This is a genomic window from Brevundimonas sanguinis (genome assembly GCF_029636725.1).
GTDB lineage: Bacteria > Pseudomonadota > Alphaproteobacteria > Caulobacterales > Caulobacteraceae > Brevundimonas > Brevundimonas sanguinis.
Genome location: NZ_CP116770.1, coordinates 367,501 through 394,246 on the forward strand (window position 1 = coordinate 367,501; position 26,746 = coordinate 394,246).

Below are 26,746 nucleotides of genomic sequence, written 5' to 3' on the forward strand. Positions count from 1 at the left end.
AGCAAGAGACTCGAGTAGGGCGGGACACGTGAAATCCTGTCTGAACATGGGGGGACCACCCTCCAAGCCTAAGTACTCCTCTACGACCGATAGTGAACAAGTACCGTGAGGGAAAGGTGAAAAGCACCCCGACAAGGGGAGTGAAACAGATCCTGAAATCGGAAGCCTACAAGCAGTCGGAGCCGCCAAGCGCGGTGACGGCGTACCTTTTGTATAATGGGTCAGCGACTTCATATGTCGAGCAAGCTTAAGCCGTTAGGTGTAGGCGCAGCGAAAGCGAGTCTGAATAGGGCGCTAAGTTCGACGTATGACGACCCGAAACCAGGTGATCTATCCATGAGCAGGATGAAGGTAAGGTAACACTTACTGGAGGTCCGAACCCGTGAATGTTGAAAAATTCTGGGATGACTTGTGGATAGGGGTGAAAGGCCAATCAAACCTGGACATAGCTGGTTCTCCGCGAAATCTATTTAGGTAGAGCGTCCGACGAATACCCTGGGGGGTAGAGCACTGGATGGTTGCGGGCTGCGCGAGCGGTACCAATACTAACCAAACTCCGAATACCCAGGAGTACTATCGGGCAGACACACGGCGGGTGCTAACGTCCGTCGTGAAAAGGGAAACAACCCTAACCATCATCTAAGGCCCCCAAGTCATGGCTAAGTGGGAAACGATGTGGGATTGCTTTGACAATCAGGAGGTTGGCTTAGAAGCAGCCATCCTTTAAAGAAAGCGTAACAGCTCACTGATCAAGCGATCCTGCGCGGAAAATGTAACGGGGCTAAAGCCATGCGCCGAAGATATGGGTTTGCAGTTTACTGCAAGCGGTAGCGGAGCGTTCCGTAAGCCTGTGAAGGTCAACCGTGAGGTTGGCTGGAGGTATCGGAAGTGAGAATGCTGACATGAGTAACGATAAACAGTGTGAGAAACACTGTCGCCGAAAGACCAAGGGTTCCTGCGTAAAGCTAATCTGCGCAGGGTTAGTCGGCCCCTAAGGCGAGGCTGAAAAGCGTAGTCGATGGGAAGCAGGTAAATATTCCTGCACCAGCTGGAAGTGACGGATGGCATAAGTCGTCGGGGCTTATTGGATTGTTCCCGGCGGTGGCGTCGTCCCTGGAAATAACTCCAGCAGAGACCGTACCCGAAACCGACACAGGTGGTCAGGTAGAGCATACCAAGGCGCTTGAGAGAACTGTGCTGAAGGAACTCGGCAAATTGCACGCGTAACTTCGGAATAAGCGTGACTCACCCTGGGCAACCAGGACTGAGTGGCACAAGCCAGGGGGTAGCGACTGTTTAGCAAAAACATAGGGCTCTGCGAAGCATCAATGCGACGTATAGGGTCTGACGCCTGCCCGGTGCCTGAAGGTTAAAGGGAGGAGTGAAAGCTCCGAACTGAAGCCCAGGTAAACGGCGGCCGTAACTATAACGGTCCTAAGGTAGCGAAATTCCTTGTCGGGTAAGTTCCGACCTGCACGAATGGCGTAACGACTTCCCCACTGTCTCCAGCACAGGCTCAGTGAAATTGAATTCCCCGTGAAGATGCGGGGTTCCCGCGGTCAGACGGAAAGACCCTATGAACCTTTACTATAGCTTCGCCTTGGCGTTAGCGACCGTATGTGTAGGATAGGTGGGAGGCTATGAAACCGGGGCGCCAGCTCTGGTGGAGCCATCCTTGAAATACCACCCTTACTGTCGTTGACGTCTAACCGAGGGCCGTTATCCGGTCCCGGGACATGGCGTGGTGGGTAGTTTGACTGGGGCGGTCGCCTCCCAAAGTGTAACGGAGGCGCGCGATGGTTAGCTCAGACCGGTCGGAAATCGGTCGTCGAGTGCAATGGCATAAGCTAGCCTGACTGCGAGACTGACAAGTCGAGCAGAGACGAAAGTCGGCCATAGTGATCCGGTGGTCCCGCGTGGAAGGGCCATCGCTCAACGGATAAAAGGTACTCTAGGGATAACAGGCTGATTTTGCCCAAGAGTCCATATCGACGGCAAAGTTTGGCACCTCGATGTCGGCTCATCACATCCTGGGGCTGGAGCAGGTCCCAAGGGTACGGCTGTTCGCCGTTTAAAGTGGTACGTGAGCTGGGTTCAGAACGTCGTGAGACAGTTTGGTCCCTATCTGCCGTGGGTGTTCGAAGCTTGAGAGGATCTGTCCCTAGTACGAGAGGACCGGGATGGACATACCTCTGGTGGACCTGTCGTGGCGCCAGCCGCGCAGCAGGGTAGCTAAGTATGGAATAGATAACCGCTGAAAGCATCTAAGCGGGAAACTAACCTCAAAACAAGGCTTCGCTGAGGATCGTGGAAGACTACCACGTTGATAGGCCAGGTGTGGAAGCGCGGTGACGTGTGAAGCTTACTGGTACTAATAATCCGATCGGCTTGATCGTTTCTCAGCAAAACTCATTCGATTTTTACGTGTCGAAAACAAAAAACGATATCTTCTCATTTCATTCGTGTGTGTCGGGTTGACCTGGTGGCTCTGTCGGAGGTTCCCCACCCGATCCCATTCCGAACTCGGTCGTTAAGCCCTCCAGAGCCGATGGTACTTCGTCTTAAGGCGCGGGAGAGTAGGTCGCCGCCGGGTCTACCCGACACACATGAATGATATCTCGAACCCTTCTTCCTTTACACGCCGCCTTGCCGCGGGATGGAGCAGCCCGGTAGCTCGTCAGGCTCATAACCTGAAGGTCGCAGGTTCAAATCCTGCTCCCGCACCCAAATACAAAACCCCCGAAGCTCATGCTCCGGGGGTTTTTGCTGATCTATGCCCTCTCTCGACCCGACAGGCTCGATCACAGGGGAGCGCCGCAGAGCTATTCGGGCGTCGGTGGGACGTCCGCTTGGTTTAGCAGTGCAGAACGACCATTCCTGGCGCTGTGGCATCATTCGTTCTGGCGACGGGCATGGAGGCGATCGCTGCGACGGTGTTGCGCGGAGACCGCGTGGCGACGGATTGGGTTCTGACGGCCGAAGGTTGGATCGATTTCGGCTCTGAGGTCGGCCAAGCGAGCGAGTTTTGGGCCCTGCCGCGTTCGACGGCTCGTCGGGCGAAGCCGGTCAGCCAGAGCGGGGCCGAGCTTTTTCAACCATCCTTGCGCGGCGACGCTGCGACGAGTCTTGCGTTCGACCAAAAAAGCGCTGCGGTGACGCTGGACCTGCTCTGATGTGGAACATATCATGAACTCATGGCTCAGATCGATCTTCGACGAAAGCTGGCGGTTCTGGCGGACGCCGCCAAATACGACGCCTCTTGCGCCTCGTCCGGCACCACGAAGCGCAACTCCCTGGGCGGGCGCGGGATCGGCTCGACCGAGGGCATGGGCATTTGTCACGCCTATACGCCCGACGGTCGGTGCGTCAGCCTGTTGAAGATTCTGCTGACCAACTTCTGCATCTACGACTGCGCCTATTGCATCAACCGGGTGTCGTCGAATGTCGAGCGGGCGCGCTTCACGGTGCAGGAGGTCGTCGACCTGACCCTGGCCTTCTACAAGCGCAACTATATCGAAGGGTTGTTCCTATCGTCCGGCGTGATCCGCAACGGCGACTATACGATGGAGCAGCTGGTCGAGGTCGCGCGGCGCCTGCGCGAGGATCATTACTTTCGCGGCTATATCCACCTGAAGCTGATCCCAGAGGCGGACGCGCGGCTGGTGGAGCTGGCGGGCCTCTATGCCGACCGACTGTCCGCCAATATCGAGCTGCCCCGCGACGAGGCCTTGGGCCGTCTGGCCCCCGAGAAGGACGCGCGGACGATCCGCAAGGCGATGGGGCAGGTGCGGCTGAAGCTGGAAGAGGCCAAGCCGGAAAAGCGGGACCGTAAGCGCCCGCCGGCCTTCGCCCCGGCGGGGCAATCGACCCAGTTGATCGTCGGCGCCGACGGCGCGCCGGACACGGAGATCATGGCCCGCAGCGCCGCCCTTTACGGCGGCTATGGCCTGCGCCGGGTCTATTATTCGGCCTTCAGCCCCATTCCCGACGGCTCGAGCCTGCTGCCCCCGACCAAGCCGCCGCTGATGCGTGAACACAGGCTCTATCAGGCCGACTGGCTGATGCGTTTCTACGGCTTCACTGCGCCCGAGATCGGGGAGGGGACCGACGAGGGCATGCTGGATCTGGCCGTCGATCCCAAGCTGGCCTGGGCGCTGCGGCGCCGCGAAGCCTTCCCTGTCGACGTGAACCGGGCGGCGCGCGAGACCCTGCTGCGGGTGCCGGGGCTCGGGGTGAAGGCGGTAGACCGTATCCTGTCCGTGCGGCGCCATCGCACTTTGCGGCTGGAGGACGTGGGTCGGCTGACGCGGTCGATCGAGGCGGTGCGGCCGTGGATCACGGCGCTGGACTGGACGCCCGGCGGTCTGACGGACGCGGCCGACCTGCGCGCGCGCCTGGCGCCACAGCGCAAGCCCGAGCAGTTGAGCCTGTTTTGATGCGCACGGCGGTCCTGGCCGATCCGCTGGACTTCGACGGCTGGCGCGAGGCGGCGCGGCGGCTGCGATTGGCGGGGGTTGAGCCGAGCCGGGTGAAGTTCGCCGTGGGCGCGACTGCGGGCGGCCTGTTCGATGAGGGCGGCGCCCTGCCTGAGGTCGAAGGCGCTTTCACCGCGCCGCGCGCGTTCTTGGAAACGGCGGCGCAACTGATCCAGCATCGGTCCGAGGATCGCTTCGACCTGATGTATCGCCTGCTGTGGCGGCTGAAGGATCAGCCGAACCTGATGGCCGTCCTGTCCGACCGCGACGTGGCCGAGGCGGCGGATCGGGTGAAGGCGGTGCGCCGCGCCGCCCACAAGATGAAGGCCTTCGTGCGCTTTCGACAGGCGCAAGACGAGGCGGGCGAGCGCTGGGTCGCGTGGTTCGAGCCCGCCCATCGGGTGCTGCAGGCGACGGCGCCCTTCTTCGCGCGCCGGTACAGCGCGATGCGGTGGTCGATCCTGACGCCGGACGGGGCGGCGCACTGGGACGGAACGCTTCTGACCTTCGGCCCGCCCGCCGATCAGTCCCAGGCGCCCGCCGAGGACGCGGTGGAGGATTTCTGGCGCACCTACTACGCCTCGACCTTCAATCCGGCGCGGCTGCGGCCTCAGGCGATGCGGTCGGAAATGCCCAAGCGTTACTGGAAGAACCTGCCCGAGGCGGCATTGATCCCGGAACTCACCGCCGCCGCGTCGGTTCGCACGGAGGCTATGGTGAACCAGGCCGCGCACACGCCCAATGACAGGTTCCAGCGCGTTCGCGCGCCGTCGGTGGATCGCGCGGCGACGGATGATCTGGTCCCCGAAGGCCTGGACGAGCTGGCGCGCGGCGTTCAGGGATGCCGCCGCTGTCCGCTGTGGCGCGACGCCACCCAGGGCGTTTGCGGCGAAGGACCGAAACGCGCGGCCTTGATGGTCGTGGGAGAACAGCCGGGCGATCAGGAAGACCTGGCCGGTCGGCCCTTCGTCGGCCCCGCCGGGCGTCTTCTGGATGCGGCGTTCCAAGAGGCGGGACTGGATCGCGGCGACCTCTACCTCACCAATGCGGTCAAGCATTTCAAGCACGAGCCGCGCGGCAAGCGTCGGCTGCACAAGACGCCCAATGCGGGGGAGGTGCAGGCCTGCCGCTGGTGGCTGGATCATGAACGGCGCCTCGTCAGGCCGGAGCTGATCCTGGCTCTGGGCGCGACGGCGGGGCTGGCGGTGCTGGGACGAAAGCCCGCCGTCCAGGCCGAACGCGGCCGCGTGCTCACGACCGAGGACGGCGCGCGGGTGCTGCTGACGGTGCACCCGTCCTACCTGCTGCGCCTGCCCGATCCGGCGTTGCGCGCCGAGGAACGAAGGCGTTTTCTGGCTGACCTGTCCGTCGCCCGAGACGCGCTTAAGAGAACGGACGCTAAACGGGCTTGAAGTTTTTGCCCGCGCCCATATCGTATACGATTGTGTTGCGGGAGAGCGATATGAGCGTGTTTGAGGCCCAGGAAACGGTCGCCTTGTCGATTGACGAGGTGTTCGCCCTGTCGCGACGGGTGCTGACGGGGGCGGGGCTGTCCGTTCCGCATGCCGAGGCGGTGGCGCGCGCCATCACGGCGGGCGAGCGGGACGAGTGCGCCTCGCACGGGCTCTATCGTCTCCCCGGCTGCGTGATGACCATTCGCTCGGGCAAGATGTCGCTGGACGCCGAGCCGGTCATCACCGACGCCTCGCCCGCCCTGGTGCGCGTCGACGCCCGTTACGCCTATTCCCTGCTAGCCTTTGAACGAGCCGCTCCGCTGTTGGCGCAGAAGGCCAAGGAGGTCGGGGTGGCGGCGCTGGTCATCAACAACTGCTTCCATTTTTCGGCCCTGTGGCCCGAGATCGAACACCTGACCGGCATGGGCGTAGCGGCCCTGGCCATGACCCCCAGCCATTCGTGGGTGGCGCCGGCGGGCGGCAAGCGCGGCCTTCTGGGCACCAATCCGATCGCCTTCGGCTGGCCGCGTCCGGGGCCGCACCCCTATGTCTTCGACTTCGCCACCAGCGCCATCGCGCGCGGCGACATGGCGCTGCACGACATCGCCGGCAAGCCGATCCCCGAGGGCTGGGGCGTCGACGCCGAGGGGCGGCCGACGACCAATGCGCGCGCGGCTCTGGACGGCGCCATGCTGACCTTCGGCGGGCACAAGGGCTCGGCCCTGTCGACCATGATCGAACTGATGGCAGGCCCGTTGATCGGCGATCTGACCAGCCGCGAATCTATGGCCTTTGATGACGGCGCCAAGGCGGCGCCGATGCATGGCGAATTGATCCTGGCGTTTGATCCCGACCTGATGGGCGGCGGCGATCCCGAAGCCAACGCGGCGCGGGCCGAGGCTCTGTTCGCCGCCTTCGCCGACCAGGGCGCGCGCCTGCCGTCGCAGCGCCGGTACGAGGCCCGCGCGCGCAGTCTGGCCAACGGCGTGCGCACGCCCAAAGTCCTGTACGACCAGATCATGGCCCTTGGGTTCTGACCGCGGCGGCAGGCCGAGCAGGCGTGGGAGCGGATTTTTTAAAGGTCCTCCAGGGCCTTGATCGGTCACGGCTTCCAGCCTAATCATATACTGTATACGAAATAAGCAAGCTCGGGAGGGAGCAGCACATGGCGGGAATGAAGTTGGATTGGACCGGGGTGATTCCGGCGGCCACCACGCAGTTCAATGAGAGCCTGGGGGTCGATTTCGACTCCACCCAAAAGGTTCTGGACGGCCTGATCCGTGATGGCGTCGACGCCATCATCGTCATGGGCACCGTGGGCGAGAACAACTCGCTGGAGCCTGAAGAAAAGCGCGCTGTCCTGAAGGCGGCGGTCGAGGTCGTGGACGGCCGCGTGCCGATCATCACCGGGGTCAGCGAACTGACCACGGCGCGGGCCGAGGCCTACGCCAAGGACGCCGAAGACATCGGGGTGGACGCCCTGATGGTGCTGCCGGCCATGGTCTATGTGCCGACGCCGGCGGAGCTCGAGGCGCACTTCCGCGCCGTGGCCGCCGCCAGCGCCCTGCCGAACATGCTGTACAACAACCCGCTGATGTATCGTCAGACGCTGAACAACGACGATCTGCGCCGTCTGTCAGACGTGCCGAACATCGTCGCCCTGAAGGAAAGCGCCCCGGACTCGCGCCGCATCACCGACATCTTCAACGAGCTGGGCGACCGCTACTCGGTCATGGTCGGCCTGGACGACGTGGCGCTGGAAGGCATGATCCTGGGCGCCAAGGGCTGGGTCTCGGGTCTGACCAACGCCTTCCCGGAAGAGTCGGTGGCCCTGGTCAAGGCGGTTCAGGCCGGCGACATCGCCCGCGCCCTTGAGATCTATCGCTGGTTCATGCCGCTGCTTCACCTGGATTCGGTTGCGGATCTGGTCCAGTCGATCAAACTGTCCGAGATGATCATGGGTCGCGGTCACGAACGGGTCCGCATGCCGCGCATGCCGCTGGCCGGCGCCCGCCGCGCCGAGGTCATCGCCATGGTCGAAAAGGCGGCGGAAACGCGCCCGATCGGCTCGGGCAAGGCCATCAAGATCACCTGATCCGGAGCCCAGATGCGCGACGTCTTTTTCTGCATCGACGGTCATACCGCCGGCAACCCGGTTCGCCTGGTCGCCGGCGGCGCGCCCCTGTTGTCAGGGGCCAGCATGGCCGAGCGGCGGCTCGACTTCCTGAGCCGCTACGACTGGATCCGCACCTCCTTGTGTTTCGAGCCGCGCGGCCACGACATGATGAGCGGCGGCTTCCTGTATCCGCCGACCCTGCCGGACGCGGACGCGGGCATCCTGTTCATCGAGACCAGCGGCTGCCTGCCCATGTGCGGCCACGGGACGATCGGCATGATCACCTTCGGGCTGGAGCATGGCCTGATCCGGCCGCGCACGCCGGGGCGGCTGAAGATCGAGGTCCCTGCCGGCGTTCTGGACATCGCCTATGAGACTGAGGGCGATAAGGTGACCTCGGTGCGCATCCGCAACGTGCCGGCCTATCTGGCGGCGCAAGGCATCGAGATCGACGTGCCGGGCCTCGGCTCGCTGAGCGTGGACGTGTCCTACGGCGGCAACTACTACGCCATCGTCGAACCGCAGGGCGCCTACACGGGCCTGGACGACCTGGGCGCCAGCCGCATCATCGAACTGAGCGGTCTGGTGCGCGAACGGGTGCGGGCGGCCTTCCATCCGGTGCACCCGGACGAGCCTTCGATCAACGGCGTCAGCCACGTGCTGTGGGCCGACAAGCCCAAGGGCGACGGCGCCGACGGCCGCAACGCCGTCTTCTATGGCGACAAGGCCATCGACCGCAGCCCCTGCGGCACCGGCACCTCGGCGCGGCTGGCCCATCTGCACGCCAAGGGACGGCTGAAGGTCGGCGACGCCTTCGTCCACGAAAGCTACATCTGCAGCCGGTTCATCGGCCGGGTCGAAGCTGAAACGACCGTGGGCGACCACAAGGCCATCGTGCCCTCGATCGAGGGTTCGGCGGTCGCCACAGGCTTCAACACCATCTGGATCGACCGCAAGGATCCCTTCTGGGCCGGCTTCCAGGTCGTCTGAGCGACTGGCCGTCGTAATTGCGCACGGCGCACGTTATGGCTGGGCCGGGCGACCGGCCCAGCCTTTTTCGACTCGATGAACCGCATGGCCGCATCTCCGTTTGAAGTCCGCACCCTGTCCGACCGCCTGATGGAGGTCGTGCGCGACATGATCCTGTCGGGGGCGATCGCGCCTGACGTGCCGATCCGGCAGGACGCCCTGGCGGCCGACCTGAACGTCTCAAAGATTCCTCTGCGCGAAGCGCTTGTGCGGCTGGAGCAGGACGGACTTGTGGTGTCGCACCCCAACCGGGGCTTTTTCGCGCGCGGCATGAGCGCGGCCGAGGTCGAGGAGATCTTCGAACTTCGCCTCAAGCTGGAGCCGGACGCGGCGGCCGAGGCCTGCCTCGTCGCGGATGAGGCCCGGCAGGACGAGGCTCTGCAGGTGCTGGCGCAATTGAATGCGGCGGCGGCTGGGGGGATGCCGACGGTCGGCCCTCTGAACCGCGCCTTCCACATGGCTCTGGTGCAGCCGGGCAAGCGCGCCCTGACCGCGGAAATCACCACCCGCCTCCACGTCATGGCCGACCGCTATGTGCGCAAGCATCTTGAGCACAAGGGGCGCCATCTGACGGCCGAAGCCGAGCACCAGGACATCCTTCAGGCCTGGCTGGCCCGCGACGCCGATAAGGTGCGCCGTCTGGTGGCCGACCACCTGCAGCACACCTTGTCCGACCTGCGCGAGGAGTTCGCGCAGGTCGACGGGCAAGGCTGATCTACAACCTTGCCCGGCGCAGCCTCAGCCCTGTTCGGCCGGGACAGGCTGCTGACGGGCCTTCAGGGCGGTCATCAACAGATTGACGGCCGCGTAGAGCACCACCACCACCACGCCCCAGCGCAGCACCGTCAGCGGCAGGGAGGTGATGACGAAGGCGGCCAGCAGCACCGCCGGTATCCCCCCGATGGCCATCCCCAGCACCAGCCGCAGATCGATGCGTTCGCTCTTGATGAAGTGCAGGCTCGACACCGGCATCAGGAAGGCGCAAGCGCCCATCATGATCGGGAAGGCCGCCGTGGGGTTCATGCCCATCAGGCTGAGCATGATCAGCGAAGGCGCATAAAGGCCGATGCCGAAGCTCATCAGGGCGCCCATCAGCACATGGGCCAGGACGGCGATCAGGAACAGGTTGCCTGTCAGGGCGACCGCCTCTCCGCCCGCGGGCATCAGGTTCAGATTGGTCATGGCGTAAAGGGCGGCGGCGATCAGCAGGGCCGCGCCGACCACGATCTGAACCGCGCGCACCGGCAGACGCAGCACGATGGGCGCGCCGATGACAGCCCCCAGGATGGAGGCGCCGATGCAGGCGATCAGCAGCACCGGATCGACCTGGATCAGCTTCATGAAGACCAGCCCCTGCATGACCGTCGGCAGGCAGTGGCCGGCGTTCAGCACCGCCGGAAGAAAGCTGTCGGGCACCAGTTTGCGGAACCGCAGCCAGGCCGTGGTCGGCGCAAAGGAGCCGATGCCCAGCGCATCGAAGAAGTTGGCGACCGCGCCGATGGCTATGCCTTCGGCCTTGGGTTTCAACGCCCCGCGCGCCTTGGCGGTGCGGACCAGTTGGACGGCGTAAAAGGCGGCCAGCAGCGCCAGCGCCGTCAGCAGAACGGCTATAATCATGATGTTTCCCTCCCCCGAGGTCCTCGCCGCCCTTTACGAGCGATCCGAGGAATGAAAGAAAACATGACTAGAAATCAGATACAATATACATTCGAGCCATGACCTTTCTTCCGCCCAGCGCCCCGCCCATCACCGTCGCCGAACGACAGGACCGCGTCGCCGCCCTGGCCGCGCGATTGAGAGCCGATGGGCTGGCGGCCCTGCTGGTCGGGCCCACGGCGTCGCTGCGTTATTATACGGGACTGGACTGGCATCCGTCCGAGCGGCTGACCGGCGCGCTGATCCATGCTGACGGCCGGGTCCAGTACATCTGTCCCCGGTTTGAGCTGGACAAGGTGGCCGGGCTGACGGCGGGCGCCGTCGCGGGCGACATCCTGACCTGGGAAGAGGAAGAAAGCCCCTACGCCCTGGCGGCGGCCAGCCTTCCCGAGGGCGGCGTGCTGGCGATCGACGATCAGGCGGCGGCCTTCATCTGGCTGGGCCTCAGCCGCGTTCTGGGGGCCGAGCGCGTCACGGACGGCGGCCCGCTGATCGTCGCCCAGCGCAGCATCAAATCGGCGGCCGAGATCGCCCTTCTGACCCGCGCCAAGGCCATCACTCTGGAGGTCCAGCGCCGCACCCGTCACTGGCTGAAAGCGGGCGTCCTCACGTCCGAGGTCAAGGCCTTCATCGACGCCGAGCACCGCGCCCTTGGCGGTGAGGGCGGGTCTTGGTTCTGCCTGGTCTCCTTCGGCGACGACACCTGCCTGCCGCACGGCGGCGAGGGCGACCGCGCCCTGGCGGCGGATGATGTGGTGCTGATCGACACCGGGACCCTGGTGGACGGCTATCACTCGGACATCACCCGCACCTATGTCTTCGGCCAGCCGACGGAGGACTTCCGCCGCGTCTGGGCGCATGAGCAGGAAGCGCAGGCCCGCGCCTTCGCCGCCGCGGCCGTGGGCGCCCCCTGCGCCAGCGTGGACGCCGCCGCGCGGGATTATCTGACCGGCCTCGGGTATGGCCCCGACTACCGCCTGCCGGGCCTGCCGCACCGCACCGGCCACGGCATCGGTCTGGACATTCACGAAGCGCCCAATCTGGTGCGCAGCGATGTTACGCCGCTGGCGCCCGGCATGTGCTTCTCGAACGAGCCGATGCTGGTCATTCCCGGCCGGTATGGCGTGCGCCTCGAAGACCATTTCTATATGACCGAGGCCGGGCCGGTCTGGTTCACCGAGCCGTCGCATAGTCTGGACGACCCGTTCGGAGAGGACGCGGCGGCATGACGACAGCCCGGCGCTGGGCCGTCGTCGGCGGGGGGCTGGTGGGGGCGGCGACGGCGCTTCGCCTTCAGGCGGCCGGTTTTGAGACGACGCTGATCGACCGGGGCGACTCGCGACGCGGCGCCTCCTTCGGCAACATCGGCCACATCGCCGCCGAGCAATGCGAGCCCATGCCCTCGCCTGCGACCCTCAAGGGCGCCGTGGGGCGGCTGTTCGCCTTTGGCGGGCCGCTGGACTTCCGCGCGCGCGATGCGTGCTTGTGGGGGCCGTGGGCGCTGCGGTTCCTGGCCGCGTCGCGTCCGGCGGCGGTCGCTCACGGCGCCGAGGTCCTGGCGCATCTGCTGGACGATCCGGTCGGCGCCTGGATGCGTCTGGCCGCTCTGGCCCAGGCGCCCGAGAGCCTGATCCGGGCGACGGGCCACTCGGTGGTCTGGTCCACGCCCGAAGCGGCCCGGCGCGGGCTGGCCGGTTGGAGCGCCGCGCGCACCGGCGGGGCGCGCTTCCGCGTGATGGAGGCGGAGGAACTGGCCGCCTATGACGCCGTCCTGCGTCAGCGTCCGGCGGGCGGCATCCGGTTCACCGGCACGGGTCAGGTCAGCGAGCCGCAGGCGGTGCGCGACGCCCTACGGGCCGCCTTCGCCGCCAAAGGCGGGCAGACGGTCCACGCCGATGCCGCCGCCATCCGGCACGTGGCCAACGCCGCCGAGGTCGCCCTGTCGGACGGAACAGTCATCGACGCCGATCGCGTCGTGGTCGCGGCCGGGGCCTGGTCGGAGCGCCTGATGCGGCCTCTGGGCGTGCGGGCGGCTCTGATCGGCGAGCGGGGCTATTCGGTGCAGTCGGCCCAGCACGACTGGCCGGACGACCTGCCTCTGACCGTGTTCGAGGACCGGGCCCTGGCGGTCGCCCGCTTCGACGGGGGCCTGCGCGCCTCCAGCCATGTCGAGTTCGGCGCCCCGTCCGCCCGGCCCGATCCGCGCAAGTGGCGCAGCATCGAGGCGCATCTGCGCGACCTGGGCGTGGCCTTCTCGGCCCAGCCTGACCGGTGGTGCGGCCCTCGGCCGACTCTGCCGGACTATCTGCCCGCCATCGGACGGCTGAACGCTCACCCTCAGGTGCACTACGCCTTCGGTCACCAGCATCTGGGCCTGACGACGGCGGCGCGGACGGCGGAGATCATCGAGCAGATGGCGCTGGGCCGCCCCGCGCCTGCCTGGACCGAGGCTCTTAAGATCGAGCGCTTCGGCTGAGATTCCGAGGGCGCCGATGGCGTGGCGAAGGGGCGAGACCGGGCCGTACCGTACAGCCCCGCAGGCGTTCGTCGCCCTGGCTCGAGTCTGTTCCTGGTTGAGGCGATCCACGGCTAAACCGGCCGTGAGGTCGCGGCGCTGCGGCAAGGCGATGGCCGAACCGCTCCTGCTACGGTCACAATCGCGCCAACTCGTCGCTTTGACGCAAGGGCGTCATTTCCCTTAGGAAAAAGTCTGGCAAAACGAAAAGGCGCGATCCGCAGTCTTTCGGGCGCCGTCCCACAACCTATCGGAGATGATCGACACGCCCGTGCCCGCCAGCTTCCTCCTGCTCGTCATTCTCGTCCTGCCCTTCATCGGGGCCATGATCGCCTCGGGGCTGCCGCGTCACGCGCGGACCTCTGCGGCCATTCTGTCGTGGATCATCGCCCTGATCAGCGTCGGCTGTCTGGCGGTGCTCTGGCCGCGGTTCCAGGACGGGGAGGTGTTGAAGCTGACGCTGGCGTGGCTGCCGTCCCTGGGGGTGAACCTCACGATTCGCCTGGACGGCCTGTCATGGGTGTTCAGCGCCCTGATCCTGGGGATCGGCGCGCTCGTGGTGCTTTATGCGCGCTACTACATGTCGCCGAAGGATCCGGTGCCGCGCTTCTTCTCCTTCCTGCTGGCCTTCATGGGCGCGATGCAGGGCGTGGTGCTGTCGGGCAATCTGATCCAGCTGGTGGTCTTCTGGGAGCTGACCAGCCTCTTTTCCTTCCTGTTGATAGGTTATTGGCACCAGAACGCCTCGGCGCGCGAGGGCGCCCGGATGGCGCTGACCATCACGGCCACCGGCGGGGTGGCCCTGCTGGTCGGCATGATCCTGATCGGCCGCATCGTCGGCAGCTATGAGCTGGACGCCGTCATCGCCGCGCGCGACGTCATCCTGGCCAGCCCGATCTACCCGGTCGCCCTGGGGCTGATCCTGATCGGGGCCCTGACCAAGAGCGCCCAGTTCCCGTTCCACATCTGGCTGCCGCGCGCGATGGCGGCCCCGACGCCGGTCAGCGCCTATCTGCACTCGGCGACGATGGTGAAGGCGGGCGTCTTCCTGCTGATGCGGTTCTGGCCCGTCTTCGGCGAGACCGAGATGTGGTATTTCGTGGTCGGCGGCCTGGGCCTGACGACCCTGCTGGTCGGCGCCTGGTGCGCCATCTTCCAGCACGACCTGAAGGGCCTGCTGGCCTATTCGACCATCAGCCATTTGGGCCTGATCTGCCTGCTGCTGGGGCTGGGGTCTGACCTGGGCGCCATCGCGGCCATCTTCCACACTATCAACCACGCCACCTTCAAGGCCTCGCTGTTCATGGCGGCGGGCATCATTGACCACGAGGCCGGGTCGCGCGACATGCGCAAGCTCAGCGGCTTGATCCGCTTCATGCCGATCACCGCCACCCTGGCCATGGTCGCCGCCGCCGCCATGGCGGGCGTGCCCCTGTTGAACGGTTTCCTGTCCAAGGAGATGTTCCTGGCCGAGGCCCTGGCCAGCACTCAGACCTCGGCGCTGAACCAGGCCCTGCCGGTGCTGGCGACCCTGGCGAGCGCCTTCAGCGTCTTGTATTCGCTGCGCTTCATCCACACGACCTTCTTCGGGCCGCCATCGACTGAGCTGGACCGCGTCCCGCACGAGCCGCCCGGCTGGATGCGGCGTCCGGTCGAGGTGCTGGTGGCCCTGTGTCTACTGGTCGGGGTCTTCCCGGCGGTCACCGTCGGCCCCTTCCTGCGCAGCGCGGCCGTGACCATGCTCGGCTTCGACCTGCCCTATTACAGCCTGGCCCTGTGGCACGGCTTCAACCTGCCGCTGCTGCTCAGCGTCATCGCCATGGCGGGCGGCATCGGCCTCTATGTCGTCTTCGGCAAGGCCCTGAACGCCAATCCGCGCGGCGGTCCCTGGGGCATGAAGCGGCTGAACGGCGGCTATCTGTTCGAGCGCTCCCAGGTCATGTTGATGGACCTGTCGCAATGGATCGTGCGCCACCTGGGCGCGCAGCGCCTGCAGCCGCAGCTGCGCCTGATCCTGCTGACGGCCTTGCTGTCGGGGGCCGTGGCGGCGGCGGGCGGCTTCGTGTTGACCTGGCCCGAGTTCCGCGTGCCCCAGGCGCACAACCTGGCCTTCGCCGCCCTGTGGCTGGCGGGGGGCGCCTGCGCCCTGGCCGCCGCCTGGCAGGCCAAATACCATCGCTTGGCGGCCGTCATCCTGATGGGCGGGGCGGGGCTGGCCAGCTGTCTGACCTTCGTCTGGCTGTCGGCGCCGGATCTGGCCCTGACGCAGCTGGTGGTCGAGGTGGTGACGACGGTGCTGCTGCTGCTGGGCTTGCGTTGGCTGCCCAAGCGGCTGGCTGAAATCCATGTCCCTGAGTCGGAGCGGCGCCGCGCGCTTTGGCGCCGTCGTCTGGACCGGGGCATCGCCATCTTCGCCGGGGCGGGCGTGGCGCTGATCTCCTGGGCCGTCATGGTGCGTCCGCCGGTCGAGGGCGTGTCGCGCTTCTTTATCGAGAAGGCCTATGAGGAGGCCGGCGGCCGCAACGTCGTCAACGTCATTCTGGTCGACTTCCGCGCCTTCGACACTTTCGGCGAGATCACCGTCCTGGGCGTCGTCGGCCTGACGGTGCTGGCCTTGCTGCGCCGCTTCCGGCCGGCCAGCGACAGCCTGTCCCAGCCGATACAAAAGCGCGTTCAGGATGCGTCTGACCGCGCCCGCGAGGGCCGCAGCGAGGGCGACACCCTCAGCGACACCATGATGATTCCCGGCGTGGTGATGCGCTGGCTCTTCCCCTTCATCATCCTGTTGGCGGTGCACCTGTTCCTACGCGGGCATGACCTGCCGGGCGGGGGCTTCGCGGCGGGGGTGGCGCTGTCGATCGCCTTCATCCTGCAATATATGGCGTCCGGCGCCCGCTGGGTGGAGGAACGGCTGGAGATCCGCCCCATCATCTGGATCGGCGTCGGCCTGCTGATTGCGGCGGCCAGCGGCGCCGTGGGATGGATCTTCGACCAGCCCTTCCTGACCTCCTATTTCCAATACGCCGACCTGCCGCTGCTGGGCCGCGTCCCTCTGGCCAGCGCCGTCCTGTTCGATCTGGGCGTCGTGGTCCTGGTCGTGGGCGCCACCGTGCTGATCCTGGTCGCCCTGGCGCACCAGTCGCTGCGCCGCGCGCGCATTGAGGAGGCCGAGGCCGAAGCGGACGCCGAGCAGAAGGGAGGGGCGCAATGACCCAGATCGTCGTGGCCCTGGCCATCGGCGTGCTGACCGCCTCGGGGGTGTGGCTGATGCTGCGCCCGCGCACCTTCCAGGTGATCATCGGCCTGTCGCTGGTCTCCTATGCGGTCAATCTGTTCATCTTCTCCATGGGTCGGCTGCGTTCCGGCGCGGCGGCCTTCACCCGCGAGGGCGCCGAGGACCCGGCCCTCTACGCCGACCCGACGCCCCAGGCCCTGGTGCTGACGGCCATCGTCATCAGCTTCGCCCTGACGGCCCTGTTCCTGGTGGTGCTGCTCGCCTCGCGCGGCGAGACCGGCAGCGACCATGTCGACGGCCAGGAGGCGTCCGAATGACTGATTGGCAGGAACATCTGATCATCGGGCCGATCGTGCTGCCGATGGTCATCGCGGCGGCCATGCTGCTGTTCGACGAGCGCCGCCGCCTGCTGAAGGGCGGCCTGAGCCTGTTCGCCATGGCCGCCATCCTGGCCATGGCCCTGGCCCTGCTGCACGAAAGCGCGACCGGGGCGGCGGGCGGGGGCGACACCGCCCGCGTCTACCAACTGGGCGACTGGCCGGCGCCGTTCGGCATCGTCCTGGTGGCCGATCGTCTGTCGACGCTGATGGTGGCCCTGACCAGCGTGCTGGGCGCCTGCTCCATGATCTTCGCGCTGGCGCGGTGGGACCGGGCCGGGCCCCGTTTCCACGCCCTGTTCCTGCTGCTGGTCATGGGCGTCAACGGGGCCTTCCTGACCGGCGACCTGTTCAACCTGTTTGTCTTCTTCGAGATCATGCTGGCGGCCTCCTATGGCCTGGCCCTGCATGGTTCGGGCGAGGCGCGGATCCGCGCGGGCCTGGCCTACATCGCCGTCAACCTGACGGCGTCCATGCTCTTCCTGATCGGGGTCAGCCTGATCTACGGCGTGACCGGCACCCTCAACATGGCCGATCTGGCCGTGCGTATTCCCCAGATCGCCGCGGCCGACCGCGGGCTGTTCCACGTCGGGGCGGCGATCCTGGGCGTGGCCTTCCTGACCAAGTGCGCCATGTGGCCGTTGGGGTTCTGGCTGACCACCACCTATTCGGCGGCCAGCGCCCCGGCGGCGGCCGTCTTCGCCATTCTGTCCAAGGTCGGCGCCTATGTGATCATCCGCCTCAGCTTCCTGCTGTTCGCGCCCGACAGCGGCGCCTCGGCCGGGTTCGGCCAGTTGTGGATCCTGCTGGGCGGGTTGGCGACCATCGGCTTCGGCACGGCAGGCATGATCGCGGCGCGCGACCTGTCGATCGCGGCGGCCTATGCCGTCATCGTCTCTTCGGGCACGGTGCTGGCGGCGGTCGGGACGGGCAACGTCGATGTCCTGGGCGGGGCGGTCTTCTATCTGGTCGGCTCGACCCTGGCCTGCGGCGCCCTTTTCATGCTGGCCGAGGTCCTGAACAGGGGCCAGGACCTGGGCGCCCGCTCGGGCCGCGCCGTCTTCGACGATGAATATTTCGACCCCTTTGACGACGAAGAGCGCAATGAGCCAGGTCTGGTCATTCCCGCGGCGGTGGCGGCTTTGGGCGGAGCCTTCCTGATCTCGACCCTGATGATCGCGGGCCTGCCGCCGCTGGCGGGCTTCATCGGCAAGCTGGCCATGATGGAGGCCCTGTCGGGCCTGGGCGGCTGGGCCGGCTATGGGGTGATCATAGCCCTGTCGCTCGCCTCGCTGGGCGCCCTGATCGGTCTGACGCGGCTGGGCATGGCGGCGCTGTGGGCGCGAGACGACGACGCCGAACCGGCGATCGTGGTCGGCGCCGCCGAGGGCGTGGCCATTGCGGGCCTGCTGGCGGCCTGCCTGTTTTTGGCGATCTTCGGCGAGGCGGGCTTCGCCTATGCCGACCACACGGCCGATTGGCTGGTGCGGCCTGACGCCTATGTCCGCGCAGTGCTGGGAGGCGGCGCATGATCCGGGCGGTTCTGCCTCACCCCATACTGTCGCTGGGACTGTTCGGGGCCTCCCTGCTGCTCAGCGGCTCGACGGCGGCGCCGTCGCTCGCCCTGGCCCTGCTGATGGCCTTGGCGGCGCCGCAGATCATGCGCGTTCTGGATGTTGAGCCGGTGCGGCTTAAAAAGCCGCTGACCCTGCTGAGCTTCGCCGCAGTCGTCGCCTGGGACATCGTTCGCTCGAACTGGGAGGTGGCTCTGGTGGTGCTGGGGCTGAACGCCTCGCGCGACAGCCGCGTCTCGGGCTTCGTCCATATTCCGCTGGAGATGCGCGACCGCTATGGCCTGGCGGTCCTGGCGGTGGTCATCACCAGCACGCCGGGCACCATCTGGGTCGAATATGAGGACGCGACCGGCGTGCTTCTGCTGCATATCCTCGATCTGCAGGACGGCGACGACTGGGCGGAGCGCATCAAGAACCGTTATGAACGCCGCCTGATGGAGATCTTCGAATGAGCGGCGCCGTCTTCTACTGGGCGCTGGTCCTGGCGCAGTTGTTCCTGGCGGCCGCCGGCCTGATCGGCGTGTGGCGCATCGCCAAGGGCCCGCGCGCCCAGGACCGCATCCTGGGCCTCGACACGCTTTACCAGGCGGGCATGTTGTTGGTCGTCGCCTTCGGGGTGCGGACGGGAACCCAGCAGTATTTTTATGCGGCGGTGATCATCGGCATGCTGGGCTTCACCTCCTCGGTCGCCCTGGCCAAATTCTTGATGCGCGGCGAGGTGATCGAATGAGCGGTTTTCCGGCCAACGTCCCGGCCTGGGCGGCCCTGCTGGCGGCGGGGCTGGTGCTGTTCGGCGCCGGGCTGACCTTCATCGGCGCGCTTGGCCTTGTGCGGCTGCAGACCTTCTACGAGCGGGTTCACGCCCCGACGCTGGGGGCGACGCTGGGCATGTTCCTGGTCTTGTGCGGCTCGGTGATCTATTTCACGGGGGCCGAGGGGCGCTTCATGCCGGTCGAACTGCTGGCGGCGATCTTCTTCACGGCGACGACGCCGGTGACGCTGATCATCCTGGCTCGCGCCGCCCTGTTCCGCGACCGGACGGATCGATCCGGCGACGGCGTGCGCGTGCCGCTGGAGGGCGAGTGCGCGGGCGTCGTCCGCACGCCTCCTGACCTGGTTACTGGTCCTCGTCGAAACGACGCGCCACAAGGTCGGTAAGGGCGGCCACGGCCTGGGGCGCGTCGCGCCCTTCGGCCTTCACCTCGACATCGCAGCCGATCCCGGCGCCCAGCATCAGCAGGCCCATGATCGAGCGCGCGTCCACGCTAACCCCGTCGCGCGTGACGTGAATCTCGGATTCGAACTCCGAGGCCAGTTTGACGAACTTGGCCGAGGCGCGAGCATGCAGGCCGCGCTGATTGCAGATGTTCAGGGTCGCCGTGGCGATGGCGGCTGGATCGGCGGCGTCGCTCATTTCTCGCCTGCCAGCACCCAGGAAGCGACCGAGATGTATTTGCGCCCGGCGTCCTGAGCATGGGCCACGCAGGCCTCCAGGCTTTCGCGGCCGCGCACGCTGGCCAGCTTGATCAGCATGGGCAGGTTCAGCCCGGCGATCACCTCGGCGCCGGTCTGCTCCATGACCGAGATGGCCAGATTGGAGGGGGTGCCGCCGAACATGTCGGTCAGCAGGATGACGCCCTCGCCCTCATTGACGGCTGCGGCGGCGTCGACGATGTCGCGGCGGCGCCGCTCCATGTCGTCCTCGGGGCCGATGCAGATGGCGGCGACGCCGCGTTGCGGTCCCACCACATGCTCCATCGCCGACAGGAATTCAGAGGCCAGGCCCCCGTGGGTGACGATCACCAGCCCGATCATATAGGCTTCACCAAAGACATCCCCAGCCCGCCTTCGCGAGCGACAAGCCTTGTTTCATAGGGCAATCGCGGCCCGGATCAAAGAGCGGGCGGCGCCATCTCCGAAACAGCGTTAAGGGCGGCCGCCGCGACGGCCGCCGCCGAGGCCGGCCGCGGATCCAGATCGAGCTGAGGCAGGAGCACGCCCTCGATGACCCGCCACGTCGGCTGGGGCAGGCGCTCGACCGGCTCGCGCGTCAGGCGCAGGGCCAGGGCAAGCCGGGTCGAGGGGCGAAAAGGCCGGCTGACGATGCCGACGCCGCGCACCTCCATCCGCCCGGCGATGGTGTCGGGAACAGAGGCGTAAAGCGCGCCGCGACAGGCGAAGACCTCCACCCAGTCGTCGCCGACCAGCCGCCATCCGTTCTGCATCAGCCGCAGCGCCAGGTCGCTCTTGCCTGCGCCGGACGGCCCCTGGATCAGCACGCCGCGCCATCCCTTCGACGTGCGGGCGGCGACGACGCTGGCGTGGACAGGCTGGCGGGCAGGGGTCATGCGCGCTTGCCGACGGCGGGCAGGCTGACTTCAAAGCGGGCGCCCAGAACGGACCCGTCTTCGCCCTTGCGGTTCTCGGCGCGGACCCGGCCGCCGTGGGCGTCGACGATCTGGCGGACGATGGACAGGCCCAGGCCTGAGTTGGCGCCGAAGGCCGTGCCCTTGGGCCGCGAGGTGTAGAAGCGCTCGAACACCGTCTCCAGGTTTTCAGCCGGGATGCCCGGGCCGTCGTCGTCGATGCGGATGCGCAGCGGCAGGTCGGCCGGGCTGTCGTCGCGGTACAGGCTCACACGGACCTCGCCGCCGGCGGGGCTGAACGAGCGGGCGTTGTCGATCAGGTTGCGGAACACCTGGCCCAGAGGCACGTCGCGGCCCATGACGCGGGCGTTGTCGGTCGCCGTGACGAGCCGAACCGCCGGTTCGTCCGGCTTCCGACCGGCCTCATAGACGCCGATGATGTCGCCCAGCAGATCGTTCAGGTCGATGGCGCGCGGCCGGTCGCGTGACAGTTCGGCGTCCAGGCGCGAGGCGTTGGAGATGTCGGTGATCAGCCGATCCAGACGCCGGACGTCCTGCTGCAGCAGATTGGTCAGACGCGCGCGCTGCTCATCCGTCTTGACCAGCGGCAGGGTCTCCAGAGCCGAGCGGATCGACGTCAGCGGGTTCTTGATCTCGTGGCTGACGTCGGCGGCGAAGCGTTCGATGGCGTCCATCCGGGTCGACAGGGTGTCGGTCATCGACTCCAGGGCGCGGGCCAGATCGCCGATCTCGTCCTTGCGGTCTTCCAGATCCGGCAGGGAGATGGCGCGGGCGCGTTGCAGGCGCACCTGGTCCGCCGCCGCCGACAGCCGCATGACCGGCCGGGCCACGAACAGGTGCAGCACCAGGGACGCCAGCAGGTTCACCGCCAGGGCCACCAGGGCGAAGGGCATCAGAGCCCGCCGCTGGGCGTCCAGGGTGGCGTTGACGTCGCCGGCCTCCAGCGTCAGCACGCCCAGAACCTGTTGCACATGGCGGACGGGCAGGGAGACGGAGACGACCCGCTCGCCTTCCTCGTTTCGGCGCAGGGAGGCCTGGGGCGCGCCGGTCAGAGCCCTCTCGACTTCGGCTGACAGCTCGGCGTTGGCCCGGGCCAGACGCGCGGTCTCGCGCGGCGATGGTTCGGCGGGGGCCAGAGCCGTTCCCGCCGGGTGGGCGGGCGGCAGGGGCGCGCCTGGAATGGTGTCGCTGACCCGGAAGGAGTCGGACACCTCGATCCCGTCGATGTCGAACAGGCGGGCGCGCTGCCCAGCCGGAATGAAGTTGTCGCGCAGCCACAGGGCGGCGGCGCGGTCGTCCAGCATGGGATAGGGGTCGCCTTGGGTGATCCCCAGTTCGCCCAGAACGTTGGCCAGAAGCTCGGCCTGAACGCCGAGGGATTCCTGACGCGCCTCGATCAGCCCTCGCCGCCATTCGTTCAGCAGCAAGGCGCCGCCGAACAGGATCAGCAGGCTGAGAAGATTGAGAGCCAGGATGAACCCGCCCAGGCGCGATCCGCCGAAGCGGAATCGGCGCCGCGCCCGGACGGTTTCAGGTTCAGCTCTCGCGGTAGCGGTATCCGACGCCATACAGGGTCTCGATAGCGTCGAACTCAGGGTCGACCATGCGGAACTTCTTTCGCATCCGTTTCACATGGCTGTCGATGGTGCGGTCGTCGACATAGACCTGATCGTCATAGGCGGCGTCCATCAGATTGTCGCGGCTCTTCACGAAGCCGGGGCGCTGGGCCAGGGCCTGAAGCAGCAGGAACTCGGTGACGGTCAGCTTCACCGGCTTGCCGTCCCAGGTCGATTCGTGGCGCGCCGGGTCCATCGACAGCTTGCCGCGCTTGATCGCCTTGCCGGCCTCAGCGGCGGCCGGGTCGATCGGGTCCAGGCCTTCGACGCCGGCGCGGCGCAGCAGGGCCTTCACGCGTTCGATCAGCAGACGCTGGCTGAACGGCTTGTGGATGTAGTCGTCGGCGCCCAGGTTGAAGCCGAGGATCTCGTCGATCTCCTCGTCCTTGGACGTCAGCATGATGACCGGCAGGCTGGAGGTCTGGCGCAGGCGGCGCAGCACTTCCATGCCGTCCATGCGCGGCATCTTCACGTCCAGGATCGCCAGGTCCGGCGGGGTGGTCTCCAGCGCTTCCAGGCCCGAGGCGCCGTCGTGATAGGCGGTCACCGTGTGGCCATGGCTTTCCAGAGCCAGGGAGACGGAGGCGACGATATTCTCGTCGTCGTCGACCAGAGTGATGTTGGCCAAGGGCTTCTCCTTAGTGCGGGCGGGGAACGTCCGGTCCGCCGTCGTCTGCACAACGCACGGCAAGCGTAACTGTTCTACTCGATCGCGGTGACTTTACGTTCACACAAAATGGAGCGCGTCGTCGCGGCTTTCAACCGCTGGAGGCGAAAGCGAAACCCGAACTTAAGCTTGGGGCCGCAGGATAAGCGTCTGTGCTTGCGAAGGGCGTCATGGCCGGACCTGTTCATTACGAAATCTACATCCGCCGCACGGCGCCGGCCGACTGGTCCCTGCATCAGGCGGTGGAGGATCGTCGTCAGGCCGTCGACGCCGCCGAGGCGCTGTTGCGCGACCGTGAGGCGGTCGCCGTGCGCGTCACCAAGGAGACGCTGGACCCCGACACGATGGAGTTCGCCAGCGTCATCATCCTGACGCGCGGCGCGCCGGAACTGTCGCGCAAGCGTCCGCCCGCCGTCGACCACCGCGGCCCGGCCTGTCGCGGCGTCGGCGACCTGTACGCCCCCCATGCGCGCGAGACCCTTGGCCGCGTGTTGGAGGACTGGCTGAACCGGCAGGGCGCGACCGCCTTCGAACTGCTGCACCGGCCCGACCTGGCCGAGCGGCTGGAGGCGTCGGGGGTCGAGCTTCAGCACGCGATTCAGAAGATCGCCGTGCCCGAGGCGCAGGCCATCCCCGGCCAGTCGGTGCACGACCTGATGCGCCACTATCAGCGCCTGGCCGAACAGGCGATCGAGCGGCTGCTGACCGCCGGGCGCAAGAAGCAATTTCCCAGCTTTGAGGATCGGCCGGTCGCGACGACGGCCCTGGCGCTTCAGGGCGCGGCGGACCGGGCCTTCATCATGGGCGGAGCGGTGGCGGGCGCCCTGCGCGGCCTGCCCGGCGCGCGGGCGCGGGTCGAGCGGCTGATGGATATCTGCGATCAGGCTCCGGCCGAAGGCGCGCCGCGCGCCCTGGTGCTGGTGCCGGTGGAGCAGATTCTGTGCGAGCTTCTGGGCTCCCGTCACGGTCTGACCCAGGTGCTGGGTCCGGGGCTGGATCAGGGCGCCAGCCTGGCGGCGGTGGTGCGCATGGCCGCCCCGCGCGAGGTGGACGCCGTCCTGGCGCAGGATGCGCGCCTCAGCCTGCTGGCCCCGCCGATCGAGGGGCCGGTGCGGCGTCTGGGCGAGCGGCTGGCGGCGGGCGAGTTTCCCCTGCTGGCCGCCTCGCTTGCGCGCATGGTGCTGCGCGAACTGATGAGCCAGCGCCGCCTGCGCCCCGGCGACGCGGTCGGCGAGATCGAGATCCTGCGCGTCCTGGCGATGGCGCTGACGGCCACGGCGGGGCGTCTGCTGACGCTGGAAGAGGTGCAGACCGCCTTTATCGAGCGGTCCAAGGCGCTGGTCGCGGCCGACTTCGTCGCCGCCTATGTCAAGGATTGCGCCAGCGTCCTGTCCGAGGCGGAGCGGCTGACGCGCCTATGCGAAAACGTCACCGGCGGCGCCAACAAGCGGGCGGCCGCGCGCTGGCTGGACGCCTGCGTCGTCTCCCTGCGCTTTGAGACCGAGATGCGGACCCGCATGCCGGGCGCGACGCCGCCCGGGCAGCGGCTGATGGCCCTGGCCGAGCTTCAGCGCGGCGTGCGCAAGGCCGGATTGTCCGAGCGTGAGACGCAAGGGGTGGTCGAAGCCCTCGGCGCCGTTGGCGGCGCGATCGAGGCCGACGCCCGGCTGACGGCGCAACTGGCCCGCGCGCCGGCCCCGGTCCCGCAGAAGCTGGCGGTGCTGCTGCGTCTGGCGGCGGGCGAGACGGGCCCCAGCGGGCCGGTCGCCGAGCGCGCCCGCGCCGAGGCGGTGCGCCTGATGCGCGCGCCCGACGCGCGCGCCGCCCTTAGCGCCGAGCCGCAGGCGCTTCAGGCTCTGCGCCCTTTGATGCAGGCGGCGGGGCTGGCGGCCTGACCGCCCTGTGGCTTCAGTCAAAGATGTCGAAGATATCCAGACGCTTCTTCTTCTTGCGGTACTGATAGTCGTCGTCGCGGCGGCGGTCGTGGTCATAGCGGTCGTCGCGTTGACGCGGCGGCTCGCGATAGGTCGGCTGGCCGCCCCAGGGTTGTTGGGACGGTTGCGGCGGCGGCGCATAGGCCTGGGGCGCGGGCGTGGCGGCGCGCCCCTCGTCACCGGCGGCGGCCATCAGCTTCTCCAGTTCGCCGCGATCCAGCCAGACGCCGCGACAGGTCGGACACATGTCGAACTGTACGCCATGGCGGTCCAGCGTCTGCATCGGCGCATTGTCGTTCGGGCACATCAACAGGGGCATCGTCATCCTCTTTCGTCGTTGAAGGCGGTCCGACATCACGCCGCCGAAGCGCCGCCAGAGGGGCCCGTCCCGCTACGTCAAAGAGGTAGGGCGCGTCCGCGCGCGCGACAACGCGCCGCGTCGCCGCAGGCTCTATTTCACCGGCTCAGCAGCTCTGACCCGCGGCCCAGCCCGACGACCAGGCCCACTGGAAGTTGTAGCCGCCCAGCCAGCCGGTCACGTCGGCGACCTCGCCGATGAAGAACAGGCCGGGGACGGTCTTGGCCTCCATCGTCTGTTGGTCCAGGGCGGCGGTGTCGACCCCGCCCAGCGTCACTTCGGCGGTGCGATAGCCTTCGGATCCGACCGGCTTGACCGTCCAGGCGTTGACCGCCTCAGCCAGGGCCCGCAGCTTCTTGTCGCCGACTTCCGCCAGTTTGCCCGACAGGTTTTCGCGCGCGCACAGGGCCTCGGCCAGACGGCGCGGCACGACGTGGCCGACGGCCGTGTGGACCGCCTGCTTGCCGTTCTCGGTCTTGGCGGCCAGAATTTCAGCCGCCGCTTCGCGGTCGGGGGCCAGGTCCACGGTGATCGCCTCGCCCTCTCGCCAGTAGGAGCTGATCTGCAGGATGGACGGCCCCGACAGGCCGCGATGGGTGAACAGCAGGCCTTCGCGGAAGACGGTCTCCTTGGCCGGACGGCCCGCGCCCGCATCCTTGGGCGCCTTGTGGCGCACCACGGCGTCCACCGACACGCCGGCCAGCGGCTTGAGCTGCTCCAGCAGTCCCGGCTCGAACGTCAGGGGAACGAGCGCGGGCCGGGTGTCGGTGACGCGCAGGCCGAGGCGCCGTGCGACCTCATAGCCCCAGCCGGTGGCCCCCATCTTGGGAATGGACTTGCCGCCGCTGGCCACGACCAGCGACGCCGCCGTCACGCGCGAGCCGTCGTCCAGATCGACCTGAAACCGCTCGCCCGCGCGCTCCACCGTCTTGACGCCGACGCCCAGCGACAGGGCGACGCCCGCCGCCTTCATCTCGTCCGTCAGCATGCGGATGATCTGCTTGGCGCTGTCGTCGCAGAACAGCTGGCCCAGGGTCTTCTCGTGCCAGGCGATGCCGTGGCGGTCGACCATCTTGATGAAGTCGTGCTGGGTGAAGCGCCGCAGGGCCGACAGGGCGAAGCGCGGGTTCTCGCCCAGGAAATTGGCGCCGCTCGTCCCCAGATTGGTGAAGTTGCAGCGGCCGCCGCCCGAGATGCGGATCTTTTCGCCCGGGGCGCGGGCGTGGTCGATCACGCGCACGCGACGGCCGCGCTTGCCTGCCTCGATGGCGCACATCATGCCGGCCGCGCCGGCGCCGACGATCAGGACGTCTATGTCTGAAGACTTCATCGCCCCGCCCTAGCAGGGGATCG

General features: G+C 67.2%; 24 protein-coding genes, 1 tRNA gene and 2 rRNA genes (1 of these 27 cut by a window edge). 19 read left to right on the top strand and 8 right to left on the bottom strand.

All coding sequences use genetic code 11. The features are described 5' to 3' along the window. The 10 genes from PIB44_RS01730 to PIB44_RS01775 form a co-directional block, all read left to right on the top strand. Positions 1–2,396, top strand: a 23S ribosomal RNA gene (locus tag PIB44_RS01730) (it extends 385 nt beyond the left edge of the window). 82 nt (positions 2,397–2,478) lie between these two features. Beyond that, positions 2,479–2,593, top strand: a 5S ribosomal RNA gene (gene rrf, locus PIB44_RS01735). 57 nt (positions 2,594–2,650) lie between these two features. Next, positions 2,651–2,727 (top strand) — tRNA-Met (locus PIB44_RS01740). 185 nt (positions 2,728–2,912) lie between these two features. Next, positions 2,913–3,173, top strand: coding sequence for a hypothetical protein (locus PIB44_RS01745; RefSeq protein ID WP_278070215.1), 261 nt, complete (start codon positions 2,913–2,915; stop codon positions 3,171–3,173). A 21-nt stretch (positions 3,174–3,194) separates the two neighbouring features. Then, the gene (locus PIB44_RS01750; protein WP_278070216.1) at positions 3,195–4,436 is read left to right on the top strand and encodes a putative DNA modification/repair radical SAM protein; all 1,242 of its coding nucleotides are present in this window, start codon (positions 3,195–3,197) and stop codon (positions 4,434–4,436) included. After that, on the top strand, positions 4,436–5,887 hold the full coding sequence (locus PIB44_RS01755) for a UdgX family uracil-DNA binding protein (RefSeq protein ID WP_278070217.1): 1,452 nt from the start codon (positions 4,436–4,438) through the stop codon (positions 5,885–5,887). Before PIB44_RS01750 ends, PIB44_RS01755 begins: the two co-directional genes overlap by 1 nt. 50 nt (positions 5,888–5,937) lie before the next feature. Continuing rightward, positions 5,938–6,966 (top strand): Ldh family oxidoreductase, encoded by a 1,029-nt coding sequence (locus tag PIB44_RS01760; RefSeq protein ID WP_278070218.1) that lies wholly within the window; start codon positions 5,938–5,940, stop codon positions 6,964–6,966. A 128-nt stretch (positions 6,967–7,094) separates the two neighbouring features. Continuing rightward, positions 7,095–8,024: a dihydrodipicolinate synthase family protein gene (locus PIB44_RS01765; protein WP_278070219.1), complete on the top strand. Its 930-nt coding sequence runs from the start codon at positions 7,095–7,097 to the stop codon at positions 8,022–8,024. Between the two features lie 12 nt (positions 8,025–8,036). After that, entirely contained in the window at positions 8,037–9,035 is a 999-nt protein-coding gene (locus tag PIB44_RS01770; RefSeq protein WP_278070220.1) for a 4-hydroxyproline epimerase, read from the top strand. 84 nt (positions 9,036–9,119) lie between these two features. Beyond that, a complete protein-coding gene (locus PIB44_RS01775; RefSeq protein ID WP_278070221.1) occupies positions 9,120–9,788 on the top strand; it encodes a GntR family transcriptional regulator in 669 nt (222 codons plus the stop codon). Between the two features lie 24 nt (positions 9,789–9,812). Here PIB44_RS01775 and PIB44_RS01780 read toward each other — a convergent pair whose 3' ends face one another. Further along, positions 9,813–10,691, bottom strand: coding sequence for a sulfite exporter TauE/SafE family protein (locus PIB44_RS01780; RefSeq protein WP_278070222.1), 879 nt, complete (start codon positions 10,689–10,691; stop codon positions 9,813–9,815). Between the two features lie 98 nt (positions 10,692–10,789). On the opposite strand from PIB44_RS01780, the gene PIB44_RS01785 reads away from it, so the two are divergent. From PIB44_RS01785 to mnhG, 8 genes are all read left to right on the top strand, one after another. Then, positions 10,790–11,959 (top strand): M24 family metallopeptidase, encoded by a 1,170-nt coding sequence (locus PIB44_RS01785; RefSeq protein ID WP_278070223.1) that lies wholly within the window; start codon positions 10,790–10,792, stop codon positions 11,957–11,959. After that, positions 11,956–13,206 (top strand): NAD(P)/FAD-dependent oxidoreductase, encoded by a 1,251-nt coding sequence (locus PIB44_RS01790; protein WP_278070224.1) that lies wholly within the window; start codon positions 11,956–11,958, stop codon positions 13,204–13,206. Before PIB44_RS01785 ends, PIB44_RS01790 begins: the two co-directional genes overlap by 4 nt. Before the next feature lie 295 nt (positions 13,207–13,501). Next, the gene (locus PIB44_RS01795) at positions 13,502–16,456 is read left to right on the top strand and encodes a monovalent cation/H+ antiporter subunit A (RefSeq protein WP_134582136.1); all 2,955 of its coding nucleotides are present in this window, start codon (positions 13,502–13,504) and stop codon (positions 16,454–16,456) included. Further along, a complete protein-coding gene (locus PIB44_RS01800) occupies positions 16,453–16,797 on the top strand; it encodes a Na+/H+ antiporter subunit C (protein ID WP_278070225.1) in 345 nt (114 codons plus the stop codon). The genes PIB44_RS01795 and PIB44_RS01800 overlap by 4 nt, the downstream gene beginning before the upstream one ends. After that, complete coding sequence (locus PIB44_RS01805; protein WP_278070226.1) at positions 16,794–18,389, top strand: monovalent cation/H+ antiporter subunit D; 1,596 nt, start codon at positions 16,794–16,796, stop codon at positions 18,387–18,389. Before PIB44_RS01800 ends, PIB44_RS01805 begins: the two co-directional genes overlap by 4 nt. Continuing rightward, positions 18,386–18,883 (top strand): Na+/H+ antiporter subunit E, encoded by a 498-nt coding sequence (locus tag PIB44_RS01810; protein WP_134582139.1) that lies wholly within the window; start codon positions 18,386–18,388, stop codon positions 18,881–18,883. Before PIB44_RS01805 ends, PIB44_RS01810 begins: the two co-directional genes overlap by 4 nt. Further along, positions 18,880–19,161 carry a K+/H+ antiporter subunit F gene (locus PIB44_RS01815; protein ID WP_134582140.1) on the top strand — a complete coding sequence of 94 codons (282 nt, stop codon included), beginning with the start codon at positions 18,880–18,882 and terminating at the stop codon, positions 19,159–19,161. Before PIB44_RS01810 ends, PIB44_RS01815 begins: the two co-directional genes overlap by 4 nt. Then, positions 19,158–19,589, top strand: coding sequence for a monovalent cation/H(+) antiporter subunit G (gene mnhG / locus PIB44_RS01820; protein WP_278070227.1), 432 nt, complete (start codon positions 19,158–19,160; stop codon positions 19,587–19,589). The genes PIB44_RS01815 and mnhG overlap by 4 nt, the downstream gene beginning before the upstream one ends. Here mnhG and PIB44_RS01825 read toward each other — a convergent pair. The 5 genes from PIB44_RS01825 to chvI form a co-directional block, all read right to left on the bottom strand. Continuing rightward, positions 19,549–19,845, bottom strand: coding sequence for an HPr family phosphocarrier protein (locus PIB44_RS01825; protein WP_029972442.1), 297 nt, complete (start codon positions 19,843–19,845; stop codon positions 19,549–19,551). The two genes, mnhG and PIB44_RS01825, sit on opposite strands and share 41 nt — an antisense overlap. Then, the gene (locus PIB44_RS01830; RefSeq protein WP_025976949.1) at positions 19,842–20,246 is read right to left on the bottom strand and encodes a PTS sugar transporter subunit IIA; all 405 of its coding nucleotides are present in this window, start codon (positions 20,244–20,246) and stop codon (positions 19,842–19,844) included. Before PIB44_RS01830 ends, PIB44_RS01825 begins: the two co-directional genes overlap by 4 nt. Positions 20,247–20,323: 77 nt before the next feature. Beyond that, complete coding sequence (locus tag PIB44_RS01835) at positions 20,324–20,779, bottom strand: HPr kinase/phosphorylase (RefSeq protein WP_278070228.1); 456 nt, start codon at positions 20,777–20,779, stop codon at positions 20,324–20,326. Beyond that, a complete protein-coding gene (gene chvG / locus PIB44_RS01840; RefSeq protein ID WP_025976947.1) occupies positions 20,776–22,386 on the bottom strand; it encodes a two-component sensor histidine kinase ChvG in 1,611 nt (536 codons plus the stop codon). The genes PIB44_RS01835 and chvG overlap by 4 nt, the downstream gene beginning before the upstream one ends. Then, positions 22,355–23,062 carry a two-component response regulator ChvI gene (chvI, locus tag PIB44_RS01845; RefSeq protein ID WP_134582144.1) on the bottom strand — a complete coding sequence of 236 codons (708 nt, stop codon included), beginning with the start codon at positions 23,060–23,062 and terminating at the stop codon, positions 22,355–22,357. Before chvI ends, chvG begins: the two co-directional genes overlap by 32 nt. A gap of 209 nt (positions 23,063–23,271) precedes the next feature. Between chvI and PIB44_RS01850 the strand changes: the two genes are divergently transcribed. Next, positions 23,272–24,996, top strand: coding sequence for a hypothetical protein (locus PIB44_RS01850; RefSeq protein ID WP_278070229.1), 1,725 nt, complete (start codon positions 23,272–23,274; stop codon positions 24,994–24,996). A 13-nt stretch (positions 24,997–25,009) separates the two neighbouring features. Here the strand turns inward: PIB44_RS01850 and PIB44_RS01855 are convergent, their stop codons facing one another. Then, a complete protein-coding gene (locus PIB44_RS01855) occupies positions 25,010–25,354 on the bottom strand; it encodes a TFIIB-type zinc ribbon-containing protein (protein WP_278070230.1) in 345 nt (114 codons plus the stop codon). A 145-nt stretch (positions 25,355–25,499) separates the two neighbouring features. After that, entirely contained in the window at positions 25,500–26,723 is a 1,224-nt protein-coding gene (locus tag PIB44_RS01860) for a BaiN/RdsA family NAD(P)/FAD-dependent oxidoreductase (protein WP_278070231.1), read from the bottom strand. Positions 26,724–26,746: the final 23 nt, after the last annotated feature.

Bases quoted from the DNA above. Each gene is read 5' to 3' on its own strand.
- PIB44_RS01745 (WP_278070215.1), top strand. From the start codon at position 2,913: ATGGAGGCGATCGCTGCGACGGTGTTGCGCGGAGACCGCGTGGCGACG.
- PIB44_RS01750 (WP_278070216.1), top strand. From the start codon at position 3,195: ATGGCTCAGATCGATCTTCGACGAAAGCTGGCGGTTCTGGCGGACGCC.
- PIB44_RS01755 (WP_278070217.1), top strand. From the start codon at position 4,436: ATGCGCACGGCGGTCCTGGCCGATCCGCTGGACTTCGACGGCTGGCGC.
- PIB44_RS01760 (WP_278070218.1), top strand. From the start codon at position 5,938: ATGAGCGTGTTTGAGGCCCAGGAAACGGTCGCCTTGTCGATTGACGAG.
- PIB44_RS01765 (WP_278070219.1), top strand. From the start codon at position 7,095: ATGGCGGGAATGAAGTTGGATTGGACCGGGGTGATTCCGGCGGCCACC.
- PIB44_RS01770 (WP_278070220.1), top strand. From the start codon at position 8,037: ATGCGCGACGTCTTTTTCTGCATCGACGGTCATACCGCCGGCAACCCG.
- PIB44_RS01775 (WP_278070221.1), top strand. From the start codon at position 9,120: ATGGCCGCATCTCCGTTTGAAGTCCGCACCCTGTCCGACCGCCTGATG.
- PIB44_RS01780 (WP_278070222.1), bottom strand. From the start codon at position 10,691: ATGATTATAGCCGTTCTGCTGACGGCGCTGGCGCTGCTGGCCGCCTTT.
- PIB44_RS01785 (WP_278070223.1), top strand. From the start codon at position 10,790: ATGACCTTTCTTCCGCCCAGCGCCCCGCCCATCACCGTCGCCGAACGA.
- PIB44_RS01790 (WP_278070224.1), top strand. From the start codon at position 11,956: ATGACGACAGCCCGGCGCTGGGCCGTCGTCGGCGGGGGGCTGGTGGGG.
- PIB44_RS01795 (WP_134582136.1), top strand. From the start codon at position 13,502: ATGATCGACACGCCCGTGCCCGCCAGCTTCCTCCTGCTCGTCATTCTC.
- PIB44_RS01800 (WP_278070225.1), top strand. From the start codon at position 16,453: ATGACCCAGATCGTCGTGGCCCTGGCCATCGGCGTGCTGACCGCCTCG.
- PIB44_RS01805 (WP_278070226.1), top strand. From the start codon at position 16,794: ATGACTGATTGGCAGGAACATCTGATCATCGGGCCGATCGTGCTGCCG.
- PIB44_RS01810 (WP_134582139.1), top strand. From the start codon at position 18,386: ATGATCCGGGCGGTTCTGCCTCACCCCATACTGTCGCTGGGACTGTTC.
- PIB44_RS01815 (WP_134582140.1), top strand. From the start codon at position 18,880: ATGAGCGGCGCCGTCTTCTACTGGGCGCTGGTCCTGGCGCAGTTGTTC.
- mnhG (WP_278070227.1), top strand. From the start codon at position 19,158: ATGAGCGGTTTTCCGGCCAACGTCCCGGCCTGGGCGGCCCTGCTGGCG.
- PIB44_RS01825 (WP_029972442.1), bottom strand. From the start codon at position 19,845: ATGAGCGACGCCGCCGATCCAGCCGCCATCGCCACGGCGACCCTGAAC.
- PIB44_RS01830 (WP_025976949.1), bottom strand. From the start codon at position 20,246: ATGATCGGGCTGGTGATCGTCACCCACGGGGGCCTGGCCTCTGAATTC.
- PIB44_RS01835 (WP_278070228.1), bottom strand. From the start codon at position 20,779: ATGACCCCTGCCCGCCAGCCTGTCCACGCCAGCGTCGTCGCCGCCCGC.
- chvG (WP_025976947.1), bottom strand. From the start codon at position 22,386: ATGGCGTCGGATACCGCTACCGCGAGAGCTGAACCTGAAACCGTCCGG.
- PIB44_RS01850 (WP_278070229.1), top strand. From the start codon at position 23,272: ATGGCCGGACCTGTTCATTACGAAATCTACATCCGCCGCACGGCGCCG.
- PIB44_RS01855 (WP_278070230.1), bottom strand. From the start codon at position 25,354: ATGCCCCTGTTGATGTGCCCGAACGACAATGCGCCGATGCAGACGCTG.
- PIB44_RS01860 (WP_278070231.1), bottom strand. From the start codon at position 26,723: ATGAAGTCTTCAGACATAGACGTCCTGATCGTCGGCGCCGGCGCGGCC.